Below are 23,142 nucleotides of genomic sequence, written 5' to 3'. Positions count from 1 at the left end.
CAACAATAGCGCTCGAGGGGGCTCATGCTGCTCTCGCTTCCATACCGCGGCTTGCTTGCAGAGGAGCAGAACGACAACCCAAAGGGGGATTCATGATGAGATTCAACGATCAATTCCATTGCCTCAGCTGCGACCGTCAGCTTCCGGGCGCCGAGGCGTCGGTGCTGTTCCGGACGGGCTTTTACCGCGTCGACTACCGGCTCGGCTGCTGCAAAGCCTGCGAGGATCAGGCAGAGGGAGGCGCTGCGGCCGACCGGGACGGGCAAGCCCCTGGAGCTCGCGACATCGCGCATTCGCGCTTCGCCCACTATTCGATCTCGGCTTGACGGTTACCCGATGAATAAAAGTAATCGAGATACGTTTCGTATCCGGAAAGCACGGGTAAGGAGAAGGGGGCAAGACCATTCCAGTCTGAGGAGTGATGAGATGGACATGAAAGCGAACTGGCAGATGTTCCATTGTCTATGCTGCGGGCAGCTGCTTCGCCTCGAAGCGGCGGACAAGCTGTTCCAGACCGGATTCTATCAGGCGTCCTATCCGCTTGGCAGCTGCTCGTCCTGTCGCGACGCGAAGCAAGCTTCCAGCTCCGGCCTATCGACTTCCCCGGGGGAATCCGGCCCTGACCCGGGACCAAGCTCATCTCCGTCCAGCCTGCTGTACGGCTGCTCGATCCTAAGCGCCTGAGCGAGCTGGAACAACGACACACTTGCGAATCGCTTCAGGCATTCCGGCCTAGGACATGGGCGGGATGCTTTTTTTTGTCGGAAAAGACGGCCGAGGAGACTAGATTCTGCTTCAGAGCCGCGATCCGCACGGCGAGAAGCAGGAAGGAGCGGCGGATCCTTTTCTTCTTAACCGGGAAGGATCCGTTCTGAAACAGCCTTCGCCAAAAAAGGCTCGCTGCCGCGGATGCAGGCGCGGTTTCCAACCGGAGCGCGGATAGGCTATAATAGGCTGGATATGGATGGAAACGGAGGGAGGTCAACCATGCTGAGCCAGCCTATCGTTCAATTGAAGCAAGTGACGAAGCGGATCGGCGGCAAGACGATCATCGACAATCTGTCGCTCGAGCTTCCGCAAGGCGAAGTATTTGGATTTCTCGGTCCGAACGGTTCGGGCAAGACGACGACGATCCGCATGATGGTCGGCCTGATGCGCATGTCGGAGGGCGACATCGTGATCGGCGGCTCCAGCATCCGCACCGACTACGAAAAGGCGATCCGCCATGTCGGAGCGATCGTGGAGAATCCGGAGATGTACAAATATCTGACCGGCTACCAGAACCTGCTGCACTATGCGCGCATGGTGCCGGGCATCAGCCGCAACCGCATCGACGAGGTCATCCGCCTCGCCGGCCTGGACAAGCGCATCGAGGACAAGGTCAAGACCTACTCGCTCGGGATGAGGCAGCGGCTCGGCGTCGCTCAGGCGCTGCTGCACAAGCCTTCGCTGCTCATTCTGGACGAGCCGACAAACGGGCTCGATCCCGCGGGCATCCGCGAGCTGCGCGATTACTTGCGCCGGCTGGCGGCGGAGGAGGGCACGACCGTGTTCGTCTCCAGCCATCTCCTGTCGGAGATGGAGCTGATGTGCGATCAGGCGGCGATCATCCAGGCGGGACGGCTGATCGACGTCCGCCGCCTGCGCGGCGGCGAGGAGGCCGATGCGGCCGGCATCCGCATGCCGGTGCAGATGCTGTTCGAGGTCGACCGTCCGGACGAGGCGGCCGCGCTGATCCGGGACGCCATCCGGACGGCGGACGGAGTGCCGGCGCAGGTGCAGGTGCGGAGCGAGGCAGGGGCGATCCTGCTGGATGCCCGTCGCGCCGACGTCGCCGAGATCAACGCGCTGCTCGTGCGCGGCGGCATCCTTGTGTACGGCATCCGCTCCGCCGGCAAGACGCTGGAAGAGCAATTCCTGGAAGTGACGGGAGGGGAATCGGTTGTTTGATTTTGCAGCTCTCGTTGCGAACGAGAACATGAAGATCTACCGGCGCCCGCGGGCATGGATCATGCTCGGCCTGCTGGCGCTGCTGGCGGCGGCGGTCGCGCTCATCGCCTCGGCTTCCTCCAGCTCTCCGCTGGAGATGTGGTCGATGACGAGCGTCATGCTCATGCTGCTCGTGCCGCTGGCCAACATTTTCAGCGTCATCATCGCCGCCGACAGCGTCGCCGGCGAATTCACAGGCGGCACGATTAAGCTGCTGCTGATCCGGCCGTGGACGCGCTCCAAGGTGCTTCTCTCCAAGTACGTCTCCGTGCTGATCTTCGTGATGTTCACGCTGCTGGTCGTCTATCTGTCCGTGCTGCTGATCAACTCGGCGGTGTTCGGCTACGAGCGGGGCGTCTCAGCTGAAAAGGCGTTCGGCGTCCTCGACCCGAGCCTGTCGGCATGGTCGTACTATCACCAGTACTTCCTGCTCGAGCTGATCTCCGCGGCCGTAGGCGTCACGCTCGCCTTCATGATCTCGGCGGTATTCCGCAGCAGCGCGTTGTCGATCGGACTGTCGCTGTTCCTGCTGCTCATGGGCGCGACGCTGTCGCAGCTGCTGCGGCTCGTGGACAAGCCGTGGGTGGACTACGTGCTGTTCCAGCACCTCAACCTGACGCGCTACATCGGCAGCGGCGGCGCGAGCGGAGAGCTCCATTCCGGCTCTCCGATGACGATCGGCTTCTCGCTGGCCGTGCTCGCCGGCTACTACCTCGTCTTCATGGCGCTGTCCTGGTTCGTATTCACGAAGCGGGACGTCGCGGCCTAAGCGGCGACGGAGCCGCTTAGGCTCCGCGCAGGGCCCTGCTCCCAAGCGCTGTGCATACACGACGATGCGCAGAGGGATGTAAAGTGCGCCCAGACGGCGTATGCAGGCTGCTGCGCGCGCTGATGTGCAGAGGCTTTGCATGGCTGGCGCATCGCATCTGTGAGGCCGCGCCGGCGGCTGACCGCCAGGCGTGGATGCACGCTCACGCTGGCGAGCTTGATCTTAGGAACAGCCCCACGCTCGATTTCGAGCGTGGGGCTTTTTGTCGCGCTTCCCTGCGTGGGGTTGATATTTTATCCCCTACCGGAGATGCGGAGCGCAAGAGGGTGATGAGCCGTCCTGGACGCGTTCAAAGCTGAGCAACGGATCGTGCCGAGGGGCATCGGTTGGACGTTAGGAGGTCAAGTTCCGATAACGTAAAAAGGAACCGATAGGTGCTATAAAACTTAACCTCGGCAGCTGATGTTAAGAAGTGCAGCCTGCGCTCAATCCGGCTACGTCCTTAGGTCTCTCTCTCCCACAGACCCGCCATTTGCTCCAATTCCTCTTGTTTCAGCATGCCCTTCTATTTCCCGCTTCCTTTAATGCTTCGTTTAAAAGGACTATTCCGCCTATGAGGCTGTAGGACTAATTATTATTAGTTGTGTAATTTGAATAAACACATAGTATTTTGGTTATTATAATTATATTTTTGTTTATAAATTAATTAATTTTAAATAAAACAATAAGTAATAATTAAATTTAAGCTGGAATAATAAATTCAAATGGAAATCAAAAACGACAAATACCTCCACGAAGGAAGTTCTCAAGTCCTAAAAAACCCCAAAAATCAAGGGGAAAATGAGAGAAAATTAATATTTGATTAAGAAAGAGAGATGAAAGAGTTGGTCCTGCTGGAAAATTTATTGACCCATTTAATCTAGTGATGTTATGCTGAAAAAAGTTAAATTTTTATTTACATAATTAGAAGAGGTGAGTAGGATTAAAGTCCCTAACAAGGCTATTAAGTATTCAATCTTAACCACTTTGGTCGCCGGAGCCATGACCGGAGCCCCATTTTCTTCTGCTGGAGCCCATCATGTACTTGGCATTCAAAAAGCTGCAGCAAACTCGTCTTCTGATAATGCGTTGAAGTGGATGGAATCTGTCCGGCAAGCATTGGATGAAAAGGGAAAGGCCAATCTTCTTGCTGCTCGCGAAGCCCTGCGCAATGTTCCGGATGCCGAAAAACACGATCTGATTCGTCCAGTAATCAGCAAGCTTGATTTAAACGAAGAACAGAAAAAAGCATTGAGCGACTTAGCGCATGACCTGTTGGCAGCAAATTATGATTCAGAGGGAAAGTTCCTGAATGACTTGAGGGAAAATGATTCTTACCGAGAAGTACTTGCTGAGATTTCTGCAAAAGCTGGGCTGGATACGGCAATTTCTATAGATGACGCGATTGAGTATGCTTTCTATCTGGAAGGTATGGCGAAGCAAAAGCTGCTTGCACTCAGTGTTTCCGAGCTTAGGGATTTATTAAATAGTCCTGCAAAGCAAGAACAATTTGCTCAGGAGCTTTTGAAATCCTTGATTGAAAATCACGATCATATTGTAGGTAGATTGCTGCAATATTATGGCGTAACGTCATTGGAATTGATTGCAGTGAAGGACAACATCAGGACAAGGGTTCAGCCGGAAATATTTGATGCCGCTTCTCAATCTTTGTTGAAAGCTTATTTCAAAGTGTTGGACTTGGATGAAGAAGAATCCGGCGAAGGAAACAACGGAGGTGGCGGTTCCATTCCGTCAACTGGCCCAGGAGGAAGCTCGGCAGGTGCAAATCCTTTTGGCGATCTCCAAAGCAAGTGGGACAACGCGACTGAAGCCGAGAAAAAGCAGCTTGTTGAAGAAGCGCTGCGGATTGCGGGCGTAGAGCTTCAAAAAGTTCAGAAATTAGATGCGGCATCGTTGATTCGCATCGAGGAAAACAGAGCCACTTTCGTTATTGGCGATCAACTGTATCCGTTGATGGAAAAGGCAAAACTTACGTTTGAGCAGCTCGCAGCATTCTTGGAAAAAGCGGGTCAGTTGGATAAGTTGCCTAAGCTGCCATTAATCATTGATTTAGGCCGGGTTAGCCAAGAGTCGATTCATATTCAGATCCCGGCAGAAGCGATGAGGAAATGGAGGGAAATTCCCTTCAGTTCGCTTGACCTTGTTCAAAATGAGATGAAGGTGTCATTCCCTAATTCGGATGAATTTGCAAAGCAGCTGTCGTTCGAAATCACTCAAACCAATGCGAAAAATAATCCGGTTCTTAAGTTCCGCAAAACTCTCTCTCCTCTCTTCGATTTTAATCTTCAACTGAACGGAGAGGTCGTCAGTTCCTTCAGCAACCCAATTACGCTTAGCATCCCGCTTGCTGCAGCAGACAACATTGATCTGGAGCTAGTTACATTGGCCAAAGTCCAGGATGGACAACTTCTCTATCAGGGCGGTTGGGTCCAAAATGGAGTCATTGTTGAACCCCGCAGCCATTTCTCCTCCTACGTTGTGTTGGAGAACAAGCTCGCGTTCAATGATCTGATCCATGTAAAAGCCTGGGCGGGACGCCAGATTGAGGTTCTGGCAGCGAAAGGTGCCATCGAAGGACGCGGCAGTGGCGTTTTTGATCCGAAGGGAATTGTAACGCGGGCAGAGTTTGCGAAAATGCTTATCCATGCCTTTGATCTAGATGGAAAGGAAGAAGGATCTTCTTTCGGAGATATTCCTCCTGGAGCATGGTATGAAGAATACGTTCGTTCTGCATCGGCAAAGGGCATCATTAACGGGCGTTCCGCTGAAGCCTTTGCTCCTCAAGCTGCCATTACGCGTGCGGAGATGGCGACTATGGTAACGAGAGCTTTGAAAGCAAAAGGGATGCTGACCAATCTTGCGACTACTCCGCTAGAAGGCTTTAAAGATGCCGCGAGCATCAATGCCACTCTTAAAGAAGGGGCTGCTATCGCAGCCAGCTTGAACATTGTAATTGGCGACAACGGCTATTTCCGGCCCAATGATTCTGCATCTCGAGCCGAAGCTGCAGTCATGATTTATCGAGCGCTGAACGTTTAACCGATTCCTCAGCTCCCTCCTGCCTCAGAGTAGGAGGGGATGCTGATGGGATTAAGGGAACCGATGAATCGGAAAGGAGCGTTATGCGAAAACGGACGAAAATATTAATTGGCACTGGTGCGGTGATTGTCAGCATCGGGGCTGGGGGAGCTTGGGCTGCGAATTTAGCAATGAACAAATTCCTAGATTCTATGGCTGAGTCGGCTATTGTGTCGACCGTACAGTCTGGAAGCGTTCCGAAATCCAAAGAAGAAACAGGAACAGCTATCGATTCAGAAAAGCAATCTTCTTCTTCAGAAGGTTCTGAGAACGATAAGAAAAGCACTGTGGAAAAGGCGGAAGACAAGTCGACCCAGCTCAATCCGGAGCCAGTAGACACGAGGGACAAGGAAGATCAATCCTCAGCTTATTTGACAACCGTGTCGAAGGATCAAATGAATGAAATCAAGGAAGACGTTTCATTGAATGAAAAAATGGCTGTCATGTCCATTCTATTGAAACGCTTGAGCGTAAGTGATATTCGAAAACTGCAGCAGCTTGCTCAAGGAACGCTTACTCGGGAAAAAAAACGGGAGGCAAGAACAATCATTCACGAAAAAGTCACCCCAGAACAATATGATGAATTGATTGCCATTGCAAAAAAATATGGTGTAAGTCAGGGGAGAAGTTACGGAGAGGTCATTAAGCAAGAAGAGCGGTTGTTGAACCAGATTGACAAGACTCCTTGAATTGCAAAGGTAATGCCTCCTGTACCTTTATCACTGGAGACACTCGGTCATGCTGTGGGTTTATGGGACCTTAGACGTTTATCGTCGATGGCATGATGTGAGGTGGGGTTAGATGCCCCATTTTTTTATGTAAAGAAATCGAGCTACAGACTTTAAAATAGGATCCCAAAAGTCGATTAAAGTAAGTAGCTCGATTTCATTTACTGGTAGACTGGAATGGAGGGGATAGTATAAAAAAAATATTGCTGCTGGCTCAAAATTACTACCCCGAAATCGGTAGTGCTGCCAATCGGATTACAAATATGGCGAATGAACTGCAGAACTTAGGTCATGAGGTTACGATTCTTACGATGGAACCAAGCTATCCTAACCGCAATATGTATAAAGACAGCCACTATTGGGAAGAGGATAAACCTCTACATCGAGTCATCCGACTTAAGATGAGAACAAGAAGGTACAGCCATAATCTATATAATAGGCTCCTGTTGTACACGGAAATGATGTATAAATTTATTCGGACAGTGCGCAGTCTTAGTCCAAGGTATGACTATATTCTTGCCTCAACGCCTGCTATTTTCGTAGGGATAGCGGGTGTGGCCGCCAAGAAGAGGCTGAAATGTCCATTGATTCTGGATGTGAGGGATCTATGGCCGGATTCGCTACTCGGTACAGGCGCTTTCAACCATAAGCCGATTATTGCCATGGCAGGCTGGGTGGAGAAACGGATCTATAAAGCATCCGAGCATATTATCGTGAATAGCGAAGGATTTAGACCGCATATTTTAAGCAAAGGGATTAAAAACGAAAAAATCAGTTTTATCCCCAACTCTCTAAATAGCAAGGAAATTTTATCGGACTTGCCCCAGACAAAGGACAAAGAAGCGATGACAGTCGTTTATACCGGCAACGTGGGATTGGCTCAGGATTTGGACATTTTCTTGAAGGCTGCCGAGATCATGAGCGAGCGAAGCGATGTCAATTTCAAAGTCATGGGTTACGGATATCGGTATAAGGATCTAAAAGAACGTGTAAAGCATGCCCAGATAGCCAACATAGAGATTGTTGACGCATCCAACAAAAAGGATGCCGTCGACGCCGTTAGACAAGCGGATATTGCCTTCGTCAGCTTGATATCACAGAGGGTATTCGATAAGGTGTTGCCTGGAAAAATCGTAGATTATATGTCTATGGGAAAACCGATCATTGGAGCCGTCTCCGGCTACTCCGCCGATCTTATCCTGCAGGCGAAATGTGGGTTCGTGTCGGAGGATCGGAACCCGCACACAATCGTTGAAATTATCGAAAACCTTCTGAATAGCAAAGAGCTGAGAACAACCCTTGGACAAAACGGGTACGAGTATGCGATCCAACACTTCCAGTGGCAGCATAACATATCCATTTTGGATCAAATATTGGAGAATGATTATGAGCAAGAAAATATGCATGTTCGTTTGGAACCACTTTACAAATGATGCTCGAGTCATGAGAGAATGCTCTGCTTTAGCTGAGGCAGGGTACGAAGTGGACTTAATCGCCATCCATGATTCCAAAAACCCGGCATTGCCCAGGTTTGAAAATAGAAAAGAAGGTTATTCCGTTTTCAGAGTCCGAAGCTCTTTCAGCTTTTTATCCGTTGCCGCGGTCATAGCCAGCCGATTGAAGAGACAAATGCTGAAGTACCCCATTCTTATAGCCGTACCAGTGGGACTTGCCTTGGCAGGTCTTTTTTTTGTTCCCGCATTTACCTTTTTGTTGATGATAGCCTGCGCTCTTCTAACGCTTAAAAAAAGTCGAGGGTTTATTTCCAAGACTTTAATTTTCATGCAAATGGTTAGGCTCGGCTTGAAAAATAATTATGACCTTTACCACAGCAACGATTTAAACACATTGCCACAGGGATATGTATGTTCCAGGCTGTTGAGAAAAAGAAAACTTGTCTATGATTCTCATGAAGTTCAGACAAGCCGGACGGGTTACAACAGTCCCGTTTATGGGATTGCAGAGCGTTTTCTTGTTAAACGGGTGGATGTCATGATTGCAGAAAATCATACGAGAGCTCAGTATACGGAGCAGTTGTACGGTATTTACCCGAAAGTAGTGCATAACTACCCGGAGATTTCCAGGCCTGAGAACAGCGCCAAGGTTAATTTACACGAGCTGCTTGATATTCCCCATCAAGAACCGATCCTTTTATACCAAGGAGGAATCCAAATCGGCAGGGGACTGGACAAGATTATTGAGGCGGTGCCAATGTTCGATCGTGGAGTGGTAGTGATGATCGGCGATGGGAAAATCAAGCCGGAGCTGGTAGCAATGGTACGGGAGCGTGGCTTGGAGCAAAAGGTGAAATTTCTTCCTAAAGTACCGGTGGAAGACCTGCTCCATTATACAAGAAACGCTTACCTGGGCTTCCAGGTGCTGAACAACATTTGCTTCAATCATTACTCCGCTTCCTCTAATAAATTATTTGAATACATGATGAGCGGAGTTCCTGTAGTCGCTTGTTCTTTCCCCGAGATTCAGCGGGTTGTTGAAGGCGAGCAGATTGGTATATGCGTAGATTCTCATAGTCCCGAGTCGATTGCAGGAGGCGTGAATAGACTTTTGGATGATTTGGAGTTTTATAAAATGAGGAAAGAAAATTCTTTGAGATCCAGACAGAAGTTTAATTGGATGAGAGAAAAAGCTAGTCTCATTAAGATATATAAGGAAGTGATTATTTAATGGAGGAGACGAAAAATAATTATTTTTTGGGCGATAGAGATAAGGTGACTCTTTTACTAACAGATGTTTTAAAACAATTGGATGAGAGTAATCGAATAATCAATGAACTAGAAAAAGAAAATAATAACCACAAGTTAGAAATAAACCATCTTAAGTACAAACTTGAAAAAATGAATGCAATGAAAGTGATTGTAATGATGAAGTTTTATTGGCGATTGAAGAAAAAAATATCAAAGGCAGTGAATCCAAATGAAAAAAAACGAACATTGTAGAAACATACAGGTTGAAAATAATCATCGACTTATGAGTTTGATTAAGACCCAACTCGATCCTAGAATAATTAAATCACAGCATTCGTTATTAAAGCAGAGTTGGACAGCTTCATCTGAAGATATCACGATAGAAACTGAGTTGAATACACTTGTTATATCTAAAAGAAATGAAGATAATAGGTATTTGTCGTACATAGAGAAAAATAATAGTTTCAGAATTTATCCAAAGCATAAGTTTCCTATCTGTCCAAAAGATCATCTACATGTGGATTTTGATTTGGAAGCCTCTGGCGACCTAGAAGTTAGTTTAATTGTTATTGAATATGATGAAAGAGAGAAAATGAATCAAGTTGTAATGAAGGCAAACAGTAGAAATAATGAATTGAAATTGAAAAATAACACGAAAGCTATACGATGTGCTCTGAAAGTAACTGGAAAGGGAACGGCTAAAATAAAAAGATTAGAATTAAACCGGAAGCAGCCAGTGATAAAAGATCTCTTTGTACAAAATACGAAACCAATCAAGCAAAACCGACATAGAATAATTGAATCATTAAAGGATCTTAAAGTTGCATGTATTCTGGACGAATTTTCAAGAACTTGTTTTGAAAAAAATGTTCGATTGATTAATCTTATCCCTTCGATGTGGAAGGAAACCCTTAATTCAGATATACCGGATCTTTTATTGGTTGAGTCTGCTTGGAAAGGTTATCAAGGAACCTGGGAATATAAAATTGCAACATACAGCAATCAAGATAAAACGGACTTGAAAGAACTGATAAACTGGTGCAACGAAAATGGGGTCCCCACCGCTTTTTGGAACAAAGAAGATCCGATCCACTTTAATAAGTTTTTAGATACCGCTAAAATGTTTGATTACGTTTTTACGACAGACCAAAACATGATTATCCCGTACCAAAATGAAGTTAAGCATAAACGAGTGTTTGCCATGCCTTTTTCGGCCGACCCTTCATTGCATAATCCTGTTAAACTACCTGAAGGCCGGAAGAATAGAATAAATTTTGCGGGCTCGTACTATTCGAATAGACACCAGGATCGGCAAAATGCAATGAATATTTTATTTAAGCTTGCTTGTGAATATGAGTTTGATATCTATGATCGAAACTTCGAAGCTAATCTCAAAAACAAAAATAGTAATTTTCAATTCCCAGATTTCTTAAAGGATCGCATCATTGGAAGCTTGTCTTATGAAGATATTGAGAAGGCCTATAAAGGTTATAGAATCTGCTTGAACGTTAATAGTGTCATTGATTCACCAACAATGTTCTCGAGAAGGGTTTTCGAGTCATTAGCTAGCGGTACTCCTGTTGTGAGTACTAAGTCCAATGGTATTCAAGCTATGTTTAACAACCTTGTTATTAATTCTAACGAAATTCATGTCCTTGAAGAAGAAATGAATCTATTAATGAATAATGATCTCTACTACAGGCGCAAGTCTCTCGAAGGAATCAGAGAGGTTTATTTAAATCATACTTATCAACATCGAATTCATGATTTAATAAAAAAGATTGGAATCCAAGTTGAACATCCTTCTACGGAAAATCATATTAGTATGGTTTCAGTAGTGCATTCTAAAGAAGAGTTTGAAAGGGTACATGTTATATTTTCAAAGCAGACATTTGGAAATAGAAAACTATACGTTTTTCTGGATAACTTCGAAGGGTATATTGATATTATAAACCATTACAATAGCAATGAAGTGAGTGCGTATGTGTATTCATATGCCGAGTATTATGAAAAAGCATCTTCTTTCTTCGGAGATACATATGTGTGCTATATTAATCCTCGCGATCATTACGGGGAGAATTACTTGTTGGATATGGCGATAGCTGTTGAATATAGCAAAAGCGAGATAATTGGTAAGAACAATAAGTATTGCTTTGAAAATAATGAATTCATTGAGAACAAAGGAGAAGAGTACGTATTCGTGACGAGCTTGGAGCCGCACTCCTCCATGATAAAAGCGTCTCTTCTCAAAAACAACTTGTTTAAATGCTTATTGGATTTGAAAGAGAATAAGAATTTTAATAGATACTTCCCTCAAGGCCATAAGATGTTTTCGGTAGATAAATTTAATTATGTTCAAAACTTCATTTCCAAACAGCCAGTTATATATGATCTATAAGAGAGGTTGATTATGCGACGTTTAAAAATATTGCTTTATGGCGATGTTGACCTAAATTATCTGGATGGCTCGGCAATTTGGCTTCAATCCACTGCAAGAGTATTGGCACAGGATCCAAATGTGGATGTGGATGTACTGCTTAAAGCAAAACCGATCAATGAAGTTGTATTAATTGAAATGAAAAACCAACCGAGAGTAAAACTAATTCGGCACAATGATGTTATTACAACTCAAAGTAATAGATTGTCCATTAAAGATGCCATTCATGCAATTGAGAAACTTGATGGTCAAAACAAGTACCACTGTATTATTATCAGAGGTTTTGACCTAGCAAAGGAACTGAGTTCCAAGCCCTATGCCCAAAAAGTCGTTCCCTATATTACGAATATAAAATATTCAGGTAGTGTCATTGATTTAGAAGATGTTTATGCATTGCAAAAAATATATCACAACGTCACTTATTTCTTGGTTCAAACGGAACAAGCCAGAGAACTGTTAGTCAAAAATCTTAACGTGGATGGTCAAAAGTTTAGACTGTTGTATCCTATGATTCCAGAAGAGTTCAAGGTCGTGGATTCAAGACCCCGTGTGAAGACAAATGCAATCATTTATAGCGGTAAGTTTGCTTCAGAGTGGTATGTTGAAGAAATGTTGAACATTTTCGAGAGATTAAAAGCAATGGGTTTGGAAATAAAATTAAATATTGCAGGAAATAAATTTCAGGGTGATCTTGCTGCAAAAAAAAATGAACTGACAATGAAGCTACAACTAACAGAAGGCATTTCATGGACCGGCGCTGTTTCTAGAAGTGCTGTTGTTGATCTAATTAAAAGTTCAGATATTGGCTTTTGCTGGAGAGACGAAATTATCGATAATGACTCAAGTACGGAATTATCGACTAAATTATTGGAATATGGACGGTTAGGCAAGCCAACTATCGTAAGAAGAACGAAGCTGCACGAATCCATATTAGGTAAAGATTATTTCATGTATGCTGAGACAGAAGATGAAGTTGTTGAAAAGACGGTTCGAATAATGAATGATGCCCAGTTGTACCGTCAAGAATCCAGGAGGATTCAAGAAGCCTGCAATAAGTTTGGGTTTGAAGAATCCTACAGGAGAATCAAGGAAACATTATGGAGCTTTAATACGGATAAAATAAAGGTTGTATTTGCGGGGCATGATTTGAAATTTATTCAAACTGCAATCGATTATTTTGAAAATCAGCCCGAATACGAGGTAAAGATTGATGCTTGGATGGGACATAATAAGCATGACGAAGCGCATAGCAAGCACTGCTTGGAATGGGCTGATGTGATTTTCTGTGAATGGGGTCTGGGCAATGCTGTCTGGTATTCGAGTCATAAAAAAACCGGGCAGAAATTAGTAGTTAGAATGCATCTTCAAGAAAGAGAAACTGAGTATCCAGGTAATTTTAATCTGGATAGAATCGATCATATTATCGCAATTTCCCCTTATATACTGGAGGAGTTCCATCGAGTCTTAAAGATACCGAGATCGAAATTTATCATGATTTACAATATGATTGATATAAACAAGTTTAAGTTGACTAAATTTGATGGAGATAGTATACAATTTAATCTCGGAATTTGCGGTATTATTCCAGCGCGTAAGAGGCTGGATAGGGCTCTCGATGTTTTTGAAAACCTATGGAAAAAGGACAAAAGGTATAAATTATTTGTCAAAAGTAAACTTCCTCATCAACTTCCTTGGGTAAATAAGAGAGAGGAAGAGAGGACGTATTTTGACAATGTCTTTAATAGAATAAACAACGCGGAATGGAAAGAAAACGTTATATTTGAAGAGTCAGGAGACGATATGGATGAATGGTTCCGGAAAATCGGATATATTCTTTCAACGAGTGATTTCGAAAGTTTTCACTTAGCTCCTATGGAAGGAATGGTTTCTGGGAGTATCCCAATTGTCTACAAATGGCCTGGAGCAGAAACCATCTATCCTGCGGAATTTCTATTTAGTAATTCCTTTGAAATGGAAAATTATATCTACAATTCAAGCTACAATACAACTAGAAAAAAGATAATTGAGGATAATTATTTTAATATGTTTAATTCCAGAGATATTATTGAGAAGATTAAATTTATAATGAATAATTAGGGGAGGAGGATTGAAATGAAATTTTCAAGTTTGAATTATTATTTTAAGCGAACGAATCCTGAAGGGCAAAAAACGATAGCTACCGCTGATAGAATTATGGAGAATAATATATATCTACATAGTTCGCTGCCTGAGAAAAAAGCGGATTCTATAGATGGAATATGGAAATTGAATGGTGATCCAGAAAATACTTATCAGGTTTATCTCCAATCATTACAGTTTGTTAGCAGTTTGGTAAGTGCTTATGAAGTATCATTTAACACAATCTATTTGTTAAAAGCTCAGGAAATCATAATCAGTTGGACAAATCATTGTTTGAATAGTAACGAAAAATATGTTTGGTATGATTTTAGTGTAGCGAATAGATCAATTGTTATTACACATTTAATTCAGGTTTTAGAAACTTCGAACATAAAAGAAAACAAAGAATTCAAAGGAATACTGAAAGTATTGATTGATAAACACGGGGATTTTCTTTCTGATAAAAAAAATTATGTTTTTAACAATCATGGAATAATGATGGATCGTGCATTATTACAGATTTCTTTTTCGTTTTTAGATCTAGAGAAATCAACTGCCTGGGTTCTAACTTCACTAGACAGACTAAAACAGCAACTTAAAGAGTCATTTTGCGAAGAAGGTCTTAATAGTGAGAATTCACCAGAATATCATTATCATACGTATAAGCTATTTAATGAATGTTATGATTTTTTGTTGAAAAATAAAGATAAATTAAATGTTGGATCTGAATTAGTGAAAGATATCTCGAACAAGATTGATGTTATCAAATATGCTCATATTCAAATGCTTAAGCCGGACTTATCCTACCCATTATTAGGTGATACACAGACTATTTTTTTTAAAAGCGATGAATATATAGATGAATCCTCGATTTTTATTGATTCAGGATTAGTTCTTTTAAAATCGAAAGATAGTTACCTTTCATTAAAGGCTGGTTTTAGTAATAAAAGTCATAAGCATCATGATGATTTGTCGTTCACTTGGGATTTTAGGGGGAATAATATTTTTATTGATTCAGGAAAGTATAATTATAATAATAAAGATCCAATGAGAAAATATATACTCTCAACTATAGCTCATAATGTAGTTTCTATAAAGGGAGAGGAATATCCACTCATTAATAATGAAATTAAAATATGCACTTATAAAAAGGGACTGGGATTTGAGTTTGTCGAATTAATAAACTGTGCTTATAAAAGTGTTGAAATAAAACGGCTTTTATTTTATTTCGATCCTAATGTTGCTATTATTATAGACTTAGTTAATTCAAATGAAGCTAAGGTATATTCTCAATTTTTCAATTTAGATGGGGATTTGATATTAAGGAAGATCATGGGGAGTGAAATTAAATTCTCAAAAAATAATATAGAAGTGAATATTCACTTGCTTTCAAATTTTCTAAGCCATGATTATTATTTTGGTAATAATGAGAAAAATAATATAAGAGGCTTTCGATCAAAGAAATTCTCGGAGCTAGAAGACTGCCATAATTTGGAATATTCATATTTGAGTACAATGACGGATGTTGCTGTTGCAGGAATTGTGATTAATGATACTTTTGATTCCGACAGTACATTTAAATTTGATAATTTCAGTTTTGATGAATTAAATAATGAAGTAATAGTGCAATTGGATAATAGTCTGTGGGTTATAGATATATTCAAAAGAGATTGCTCTCAAATGATTTGCCATTTAAGCACGAAATATTATAAAGACGAATTTCAGTTACTTAAAATTTGGATAGAAGCTGAAGCAAAGGACTCAATAGAATTTGCCTGTTATATTTTGGCCGATGGCGTTATTAAGGAAAGGATCAGTTATCAGGATGGGAATTATTTTGCGATTGATTTAGGATATAACATTAATATTGAATCAATTCAAATATGGTCCTTTATAAGAACTAAAAATAAAAAATACAAGTTATTAGTGAAATGAATGGAGGAATAACAATGAAAATCTGTACAATCGGTCTTGGTTACATAGGTCTTCCTACCTCAGTTACTTTTGCTCAGCATGGAGCCGACGTCGTGGGTGTAGACGTTTATCATAAAGTAGTGGAGACTTTGAACTCGGGGAAAATCCATATCGAAGAGCCTGGTTTGGAAGAAGCCGTCAAGGATGTGGTCGGAAAGAAGAAATTCCGAGCCTCTCTAATGCCGGAAGAAGCAGATGTCTTTATCATCGCAGTACCGACACCAAATATGGATGATGAGCATAAATCCTGCGACCTAAGCTACGTACTCCAAGCCACAAAGCAAATCCTTACTTATGTTCGAAAGCAAAATGTAATCATAATTGAATCTACGATCGCCCCGCGGAGCATGGATGACCATGTGAAACCTCTTATTGAGGCCGCGGGGTTTGTTGTGGGTGAGGACGTTTATTTGGTTCATTGTCCAGAAAGAGTACTGCCAGGAAAAATCCTTCATGAGATTGTCTACAACAATCGTATTGTCGGAGGCGTTACGGAAGCTTGTGCGGAGGCGGGGGCAAGCGTCTACCGGACATTCGTCAAAGGCGAAATAATCAAAACGAATGCGCGCACCGCGGAAATGTCCAAGCTGATGGAGAATACTTTCCGGGATGTGAATATTGCTCTCGCCAATGAGCTGACGAAGGTTTGCAATGATTTGGGAATCAACGCCTTGGAAGTCATCGAAATGGCGAATAAACATCCGCGGGTCAATTTGCATCATCCAGGCCCAGGTGTTGGCGGGCACTGCTTGGCGGTCGATCCTTATTTCATTGTCGCCAAGTCACCGGATCTGGCCAAGATCATTCACCTTTCCAGGGAAACTAATTCTTCCATGCCTCACTACGTTGCAGCGAATACAGAAAAACTGGTGAAGGGAATCCACGATCCGAAAATCGCCGTCTTGGGAGTTACTTATAAAGCGGATGTCGATGATATAAGGGAAAGTCCTGCTATGGAAGTCGTTGAGCTGCTGGCGGAGGCTGGTTTCGACGTGTCCATTCATGACCCGCATGTAGAAACTTTAGATCCAAGATTTGTCTCTGTTGAGGAAGCGATGAGAGATGCCGATCTTATCCTTTTGTTAACGGATCATTCAGAGTTCCGACTGATGGACTTCAGTCCTTATGGAAAGGGAATGAGGAGACGAATGCTTTTCGATACGAGGAATAGTGTGAAATTGGAAAATACTCAAGGGTTCCAGATGGTTAATTTCGGGAATCTATATCAATATGTAAACAATCTTGAAACCGTGATTGCATGAATTTTTTGAGGATTGTTGCAAAAGAACACTATAGAAACCGCTATATGATCATAAGAATTGCCTTGTTTCGACTCAAATCAACCTATATTACGAATCGTTTAGGCTTGTTGTGGGTGTTTTTGAATCCGCTGAGCCAATTGGCCGTCTATTGGGTCGTATTTGGAATGGGGATACGAGGAGGAGCCCCGGTAGAAGGAGTGCCATTTCTGCTCTGGCTGAGCTGCGGCTTGGTGCCGTGGCTATTCATCGGCTCTGGAATCGTGCAGGGCGCCAGCTCGGTTAGCTCTCAATTAAGCCAAGTATCTAAAATGAAGTTTCCGTTGAGCGTTCTGCCTTCCATCACGATCATAAGTCAGTTGATTTCTCACTTGATCATGCTGTTCATTGTTATAATTGCGGTCATTGTTAAATATGGCTTTTTTGGAATCTCTTATTTAGGAATCTTTTATTATGTAATTGCAACCGTGTCCCTTTTATCTGCACTGGCTTTGTTTACCTCCACCGTTTCAGCATTTGTCCGTGACTTTAGGTTTGTAATCGGCGCGGTTACTAAAGCCTTGTTCTTCATCACTCCGATTATGTGGACGGTAAACTCCAAGACTCCTGAGTTATTGAAACAGGTGATTCGATACAACCCCGTCACTTATTTGGTCGACGGCTATCGCAACGCGATGCTTTTCAATCGATTCGATCTTACCTCGGCTTATACAGCCGGATTTTGGCTCGTAATCTTAGCGTTGTTTGCGTGGGGGGCGTTCATACATGTTCGATTCCGCAAGCATTTCATGGATTACCAATAGAGGTGTTGAATAAGCGTGCATCAAGTCCAATTTCAAGAAGTGGGAAAATCATACCGTCTGCATTCCAGTACAAGTGAAAGAATACGGGATTTATTTTTTTTTAGGAATAATCCCCCTGTCCATCAGGCGCTTCGTGGCCTGACTTTTACGGTCGATAGCGGAGATGTGGTCGGAATCATAGGCATGAATGGCGCCGGCAAAAGTACATTGTCCAACCTTATCGCCGGAGTGACGATCCCCTCCACAGGTTCGGTTCTTATCAATGGTAACGCGGCTCTTATCGCGATTTCTTCAGGACTGAACAATCAGCTCAACGGTCTTGAAAATATCGAGCTCAAAGGATTGATGATGGGCTTGTCCCATCAACAAATCAAGGCCATAACGCCGGCTGTGATCGAATTTGCCGAGTTGGGGAAATTCATTCGCCAACCCATTAAAGCCTACTCAAGCGGAATGAAGGCTAGGTTGGGATTTGCGATATCCGTTCATATCGATCCTGACATTTTGGTCATCGATGAAGCTCTCTCCGTAGGGGATCAGACCTTCAGCGACAAGTGCCTGGCTAAAATAAGCGAATTCAAAGAGCGGGGGAAGACCATTTTTTTCATCAGTCACTCTCTTTCGCAAGTCAAAAGCTTTTGCAGCAAAGGGCTTTGGCTCCATGACGGCGAGCTTAAGAAATATGGAGATATTGAAGAGGTCGCCGCAGAGTATGAGCGCTTTTTGAACCATTATCAAACTCTCTCTCCGGCAGAGAGGGCTGAGCTCAGAGCCTCGCACTGGGGAGTATGACTTGGAATTTGGGATCAAATTTAGAAATGGGGATTAACGATGTGGAATCTTTTGAAAATCGCAGTACTGGCGGCATTGCTCGGCTTCATCGCGCAGCCGTTCTCTGCACAAGCTGCAGCATCGCAAGCAACAACACAATCGGTTGCTTTTGAGACGATCTTTGACGGCAGAACTCTAGAAATGCCTCACGGTCAATACCTATTCAGCCATCAAGGAACTTCTTACGTTCCTATCCGGTATATCGCATATGGACTGCTTCAATCCGTTCAGTGGAATGCTTCAACAGCCACAGTGTCGGTCTCCAAGCCGACAGACAAAGAGCTGGTCGTACTTAGGGAGTATTTTCTCAATGCGATTGGGGCTTCCGGCACGCCGGCTTCGATCGGGAACCAAAAGCTGACCATCAAACCGGCTAAAGTTTCCTTTGTCTTCTACGGAGCCAAAAAACAGCTTCCTGCGGGCCAAACTGCTTATATGCTGAATAACAGCTTGTATGTTCCCATCCGCTTTATGAGCGAGAGCACGGGCATGAACGTGAAATGGGACAGCTCCAGCAAGCGAATTACAATTACATCTCCGGCTTCTGTCCAACCGAAGGAGCCTGAGCCGGGCAATCCTGCCTCCGAAAATGCGGCAGGCAGCGACAATTCCGGAGCGGGCGGCAATACTTCGGGAGTTGCGCAGGGTGGCGGCATCGTCATTCCTTCTGTTCCCACTTATGAGGATGTTAAATTCCGGGCGGACGCCAAGCTCCAAACCTTGTATATGAACGCCAAAACGACATTCCTCAAGCTTGGTCAGCAATACGTGGACACATCAGACAAATCAAAGAGAGCCGCTTTGAAAAAGCAGGGCGAAGATTCGCTGACCAGCTTTACCTCGCAGTTCGACTCCCTAGTGTCTCAAGTGGAGGCCGAATTGACCAAATATGGCTATAGCACATCCATCATTCAGGAATACCGCCAAAAATTCAACGAGGAATTGAACGCCGGAAAAGAATTGATGAGTGATATGTTGAAAGGTTGATTTACAAAAAACCAGCATTGACCCGTTTGTTGGGTCAATGCTGGTTTTTTTTGTGCGTTTAGCAGTGCAATTAATTGAGAATGAAGTAACGACGTACCCTGCACCTTTTGAATCGGGTTATGGTAACGATCTTCCGCAATGTGACTTGTCTGATGGCTGGGAATTTACCGACTACAGCAGAGGAGAAAGCATATGCGCCACGACCTCCGCCGCTTTTTGCATCCGCGGGCGCTTCTCGAACTCATGCAGGGTCAGCTCGTAGCAGTCCTCGAGATCCGCCATGAAGTCCTCTTCCAGCCGCGAGATCGCCTTGGCGCTGTATACATGGGCGTTGATCTCGAAGTTGCTGAAAAAGCTCCTCATGTCCATGTTCGCCGTGCCCACCGAGGCGAGCAGCCGGTCGACGATCATGACCTTGGCGTGGATGAAGCCCTTGCGGTAGCGGTAGATGCGCACGCCCGCCATGAGCAGATCCTCGACATAGGAGAGCGAGGAGTAGAGGACCAGCTTGGAGTCCGATCCATGCGGCAGGATGATGCGCACGTCCACGCCGCTCAGCGCCGCCGTCCGCAGGCTCATGAGCACGCTCGGGTCTGGGATGAAGTAAGGCGTCGCGATGTACACCTTTTCCTTGGCCGCGCTGATGGCGGAAAAGACTCCTTCCAGGATGGCGTCGGAGCTCGTATCCGGCCCGCTGGCGACGATCTGCACCTGCTCTTCGCCGATGCAGCCGTGCTCCGGCAAGTACTCCGGCTTTTCCAGCCGCTCCCGCGCGGTAAACCACCAATCCCTCATGAAGACGAGCTGTAAATAATAGACGGAGTCCCCGGTCAGCTTGATATGCGTATCGCGCCAGAAGCCGAGCTTGGGGTCCTTGCCGAGATATTCGTCCCCGATATTGATGCCGCCGACGAACCCGGCCGTGCCGTCCACGACGACGATCTTGCGATGGTTGCGGAAGTTGACGCGCTTGTCGAAAAAGGCGATCCGCGGCGTGAGGAAGCATTGCACGCAGACGCCGGCTTCCTCCAGCTCCTTGACGAACCAGCTCTTGAGCTCCAGGCTGCCGATCCCGTCGTAGATGATGCGGATCTCGACGCCTTGCTTCGCTTTGCGGAGCAGCGCCTCCTTGAAGCGGCAGCCGATCTCGTCGTCGCGCAGCGTGTAGTAGTCGAGGTGGATGTGATGCTTCGCCCCCTCGAGAGCGTCCAGGATGGAGGCGTAGGTCGCTTCGGCATTCGTCAGCACCTCCGTCTCGTTGCATCCGGTGATCGGGAGCATCGAGAAGCTGCCGAGCAGGTTGAATAGCCGCTCCTCATGCGCGAAGTCAGGCGCTTCCATATCCTGCGCGCGGTGGACGAGCGCGCTCTGGCGCAGCGCCTTCAGCTGCACTTCGCGGGCGATGACGCCGCGGCGGCGGACGGTGCGGCGGTTCTGGAACTCTTTCGCGATAAAGTAGTACATGACGAAGCCGATGACCGGCAGCACGAACAGGATAAGCAGCCAGGCGACGGTCTTGCTCGGCTGGCGGTATTCCAGGATGAGGATGGTCATGATTTGAAAGAGGAAGACCAAGAGCGCGATCAGCAGCCAGAACATGGGGCACCTTCTTATAGGAGATGAAATAGGATCTTCTCTATAAGTATCAACGATGGACGGCGATTTCAAGCAGGAATCGGGGGTGGAGCGATACGCGGGCTTGGGCGGCAGACTCGAACATGAACCGGCCTGCCCTCGACGAGTTCTGTCATGAACGGCCTCCATCGAGAATACATACTACATAGCACGAGCCTACACTGCGGGAGGGGATGGAGCATGTTCAAGGAAAACAAGCGCTTGATGGCGGCCGACACGCTGATCGGGCAAGGCACGCGCGCAGAGGGCACGCTGTCCTGCCAGGCCAGTTTGCGCATCGAAGGGGAATACCGGGGCGACATCGAGTGCAAGGAGGATGTCATCGTCGGCGAAAGCGGAGTGGTCCGCTCCAACATATCCGCGCGCGACTTGACCATCTCCGGCAAGGTGTACGGCGATGTCGTGACGACCGGCAGGCTCACGATCCTGAGCAGCGGGCAGCTTCATGGCAGCGCGACGACGGCGTCGCTGCTCGTGCAGGACGGCGGCGTCCTCAGCGGCAGCTGCCGCATGGAAGCTCCGCGTCCGCAAGAAGCCGCGCAGCCTGCGCCGGCTCCTGCTCCGCAGGCAGCCCGCCAGGTCCAGAGCGGCGAGCCGGCTCCGCCGCGCGAGCTGCGCGAGGGCGTCGTGAAGGAGCGCCGCCAGGCGGGCTGAGCGGCGCGGCAAGCGGCGAAGGGTCCGGACACCGTCATGCGGCGGATGGCGCGAGCCTGCTGGCGAGCGTGGAAGGGGTCCGGACTGCCGTCGTGCGGCGCACGGAGGGTGCAGCTTGTTCTACAGGTTGGTAGAAAATCTTCTTGCCTATTACATCGTTTTGGGCTATTCTTTGAAAAAACGCCAAGCGATGAAGCTTGTGCGCGCAATCAATGGCCTGGACGAAGCACGTCCTGTTGCTTGACCGGATCGAATCCCGATTCGTTTCCTTTCGCTCGCGAAAGGAGGCGGATCGACGACTCCATTCCGTCACGCGGCAGGGCGTTTTTTTATGGGCGATAGGGAGGCGAAAGGAATCAAGGCAAAGGAAGAACATGAATTCGAGGAGGCGCATGCGGTATGGCTGAACGGCCACCTTCGCAAGCGCAAAGGCGAACGGAGAGATCGGCTGAAACGAGGTCACGGACATGGGGAGAAGCTGTTTCTAAAGAAAGTATGGTGGCCGATGTTCGGTTCGCTCGACGAATTGCACCCTGAGTATGAAGTGAGTGACTGGCGTGGCGCGAGATGCTACCTGGACTTCGCATGGCTGAGAGGCGATCTGCGCTTCAACCTCGACGTGAAAGGATACGGCCCCCATGTGGAGCAGACGGATCGAACGAAGTATGAGCGCGAGCTTCTGCGAGAAATTCAGCTTCAAACTTATTCTTTCCGAAATGTTGCGATTCCCTACGACACGGTTGCCAGAGATCCGCAGCTGCTTCAGCAGATGATCAGGCAGCTGCTTCAATCCCTTGAGCGAAAGCCTTCCGAGACTTCCCTCAATCTGTCAACGACAGAGCTGGCTATATTGCAATTTGCTCAGACCCAACTCAAGGACGTCTCTCCAAGCCAAGTGGCAAAGGCAATTGGAATTCATCCCAGCACAGCTCGGCATTATATGAAAAAGTTAGTGGAGAAGGGAAGGTTGATCGCGCTGGGAAAATCGACTTGTGTGCGGAGATATCAGTACTTTAGAAATGAGTTTCGTTTCTAGCAGCGTAAGTGCGGGAGTCGCCCCGCCCCGCGCGCCCCAGCCCGCTACGCGCGGAAAAACCGCGCGTAGCGAAAGCGCC

Annotated in this window: 19 protein-coding genes and 1 pseudogene; 19 read left to right on the top strand and 1 reads right to left on the bottom strand. The window is 46.0% G+C overall.

What is annotated here, in order from left to right:
• Positions 1-92 precede the first annotated feature (92 nt).
• The 16 genes and pseudogenes from H582_RS0124300 to H582_RS0124225 all read left to right on the top strand — a co-directional run bounded on the left by H582_RS0124300 (position 93) and on the right by H582_RS0124225 (position 19,738).
• Positions 93-326 carry a hypothetical protein gene (locus tag H582_RS0124300; RefSeq protein ID WP_127464560.1) on the top strand — a complete coding sequence of 78 codons (234 nt, stop codon included), beginning with the start codon at positions 93-95 and terminating at the stop codon, positions 324-326.
• 100 nt (positions 327-426) lie between these two features.
• Positions 427-684: a hypothetical protein gene (locus H582_RS0124295; protein WP_028600621.1), complete on the top strand. Its 258-nt coding sequence runs from the start codon at positions 427-429 to the stop codon at positions 682-684.
• A gap of 303 nt (positions 685-987) precedes the next feature.
• The gene (locus H582_RS0124290) at positions 988-1,950 is read left to right on the top strand and encodes an ABC transporter ATP-binding protein (RefSeq protein WP_043112008.1); all 963 of its coding nucleotides are present in this window, start codon (positions 988-990) and stop codon (positions 1,948-1,950) included.
• Positions 1,943-2,758 carry an ABC transporter permease gene (locus H582_RS0124285; protein ID WP_028600619.1) on the top strand — a complete coding sequence of 272 codons (816 nt, stop codon included), beginning with the start codon at positions 1,943-1,945 and terminating at the stop codon, positions 2,756-2,758. Before H582_RS0124290 ends, H582_RS0124285 begins: the two co-directional genes overlap by 8 nt.
• A 1,041-nt stretch (positions 2,759-3,799) precedes the next feature.
• Complete coding sequence (locus H582_RS0124280; RefSeq protein WP_127464561.1) at positions 3,800-5,857, top strand: S-layer homology domain-containing protein; 2,058 nt, start codon at positions 3,800-3,802, stop codon at positions 5,855-5,857.
• Between the two features lie 83 nt (positions 5,858-5,940).
• The gene (locus H582_RS0124275) at positions 5,941-6,585 is read left to right on the top strand and encodes a hypothetical protein (protein ID WP_028600617.1); all 645 of its coding nucleotides are present in this window, start codon (positions 5,941-5,943) and stop codon (positions 6,583-6,585) included.
• Between the two features lie 242 nt (positions 6,586-6,827).
• On the top strand, positions 6,828-8,057 hold the full coding sequence (locus H582_RS0124270) for a glycosyltransferase family 4 protein (RefSeq protein WP_052333630.1): 1,230 nt from the start codon (positions 6,828-6,830) through the stop codon (positions 8,055-8,057).
• Entirely contained in the window at positions 8,008-9,309 is a 1,302-nt protein-coding gene (locus H582_RS0124265) for a glycosyltransferase (protein ID WP_127464563.1), read from the top strand. The genes H582_RS0124270 and H582_RS0124265 overlap by 50 nt, the downstream gene beginning before the upstream one ends.
• Entirely contained in the window at positions 9,309-9,581 is a 273-nt protein-coding gene (locus tag H582_RS32290; protein ID WP_028600614.1) for a hypothetical protein, read from the top strand. The genes H582_RS0124265 and H582_RS32290 overlap by 1 nt, the downstream gene beginning before the upstream one ends.
• Entirely contained in the window at positions 9,559-11,727 is a 2,169-nt protein-coding gene (locus H582_RS31490; protein ID WP_084137585.1) for a CgeB family protein, read from the top strand. The genes H582_RS32290 and H582_RS31490 overlap by 23 nt, the downstream gene beginning before the upstream one ends.
• Positions 11,728-11,739: 12 nt before the next feature.
• Positions 11,740-13,863 (top strand): glycosyltransferase, encoded by a 2,124-nt coding sequence (locus tag H582_RS29445; protein WP_043112004.1) that lies wholly within the window; start codon positions 11,740-11,742, stop codon positions 13,861-13,863.
• Positions 13,864-13,878: 15 nt separating this feature from the next.
• Entirely contained in the window at positions 13,879-15,819 is a 1,941-nt protein-coding gene (locus H582_RS31485) for a heparinase II/III family protein (protein WP_084137584.1), read from the top strand.
• Positions 15,820-15,833: 14 nt separating this feature from the next.
• A complete protein-coding gene (locus tag H582_RS0124240; RefSeq protein ID WP_028600612.1) occupies positions 15,834-17,120 on the top strand; it encodes a nucleotide sugar dehydrogenase in 1,287 nt (428 codons plus the stop codon).
• Between the two features lie 44 nt (positions 17,121-17,164).
• Positions 17,165-17,920, top strand: a complete 756-nt coding sequence (locus H582_RS0124235) for an ABC transporter permease (RefSeq protein ID WP_164820179.1) — start codon at positions 17,165-17,167, stop codon at positions 17,918-17,920.
• 15 nt (positions 17,921-17,935) lie between these two features.
• Positions 17,936-18,691 (top strand): annotated as a pseudogene (gene tagH / locus H582_RS29440) (teichoic acids export ABC transporter ATP-binding subunit TagH); the annotation flags it as partial.
• Positions 18,692-18,751: 60 nt separating this feature from the next.
• Positions 18,752-19,738: a copper amine oxidase N-terminal domain-containing protein gene (locus H582_RS0124225; protein ID WP_028600610.1), complete on the top strand. Its 987-nt coding sequence runs from the start codon at positions 18,752-18,754 to the stop codon at positions 19,736-19,738.
• Positions 19,739-19,909: 171 nt separating this feature from the next.
• Here the strand turns inward: H582_RS0124225 and cls are convergent, their stop codons facing one another.
• Positions 19,910-21,337 (bottom strand): cardiolipin synthase, encoded by a 1,428-nt coding sequence (gene cls, locus H582_RS0124220; RefSeq protein ID WP_028600609.1) that lies wholly within the window; start codon positions 21,335-21,337, stop codon positions 19,910-19,912.
• A gap of 216 nt (positions 21,338-21,553) precedes the next feature.
• Between cls and H582_RS0124215 the strand changes: the two genes are divergently transcribed.
• The 3 genes from H582_RS0124215 to H582_RS0124210 all read left to right on the top strand — a co-directional run bounded on the left by H582_RS0124215 (position 21,554) and on the right by H582_RS0124210 (position 23,063).
• Positions 21,554-22,027 carry a bactofilin family protein gene (locus H582_RS0124215; RefSeq protein ID WP_028600608.1) on the top strand — a complete coding sequence of 158 codons (474 nt, stop codon included), beginning with the start codon at positions 21,554-21,556 and terminating at the stop codon, positions 22,025-22,027.
• A gap of 115 nt (positions 22,028-22,142) precedes the next feature.
• A complete protein-coding gene (locus H582_RS33210) occupies positions 22,143-22,271 on the top strand; it encodes a hypothetical protein (protein WP_255309779.1) in 129 nt (42 codons plus the stop codon).
• A gap of 87 nt (positions 22,272-22,358) precedes the next feature.
• Positions 22,359-23,063, top strand: a complete 705-nt coding sequence (locus H582_RS0124210; RefSeq protein WP_052333627.1) for a Fic family protein — start codon at positions 22,359-22,361, stop codon at positions 23,061-23,063.
• Positions 23,064-23,142 lie beyond the last annotated feature (79 nt).

The organism is Paenibacillus pasadenensis DSM 19293 (genome assembly GCF_000422485.1).
Lineage (GTDB): Bacteria > Bacillota > Bacilli > Paenibacillales > Paenibacillaceae > Paenibacillus_O > Paenibacillus_O pasadenensis.
This window is presented reverse-complemented; position numbering and strand designations above follow the sequence as displayed.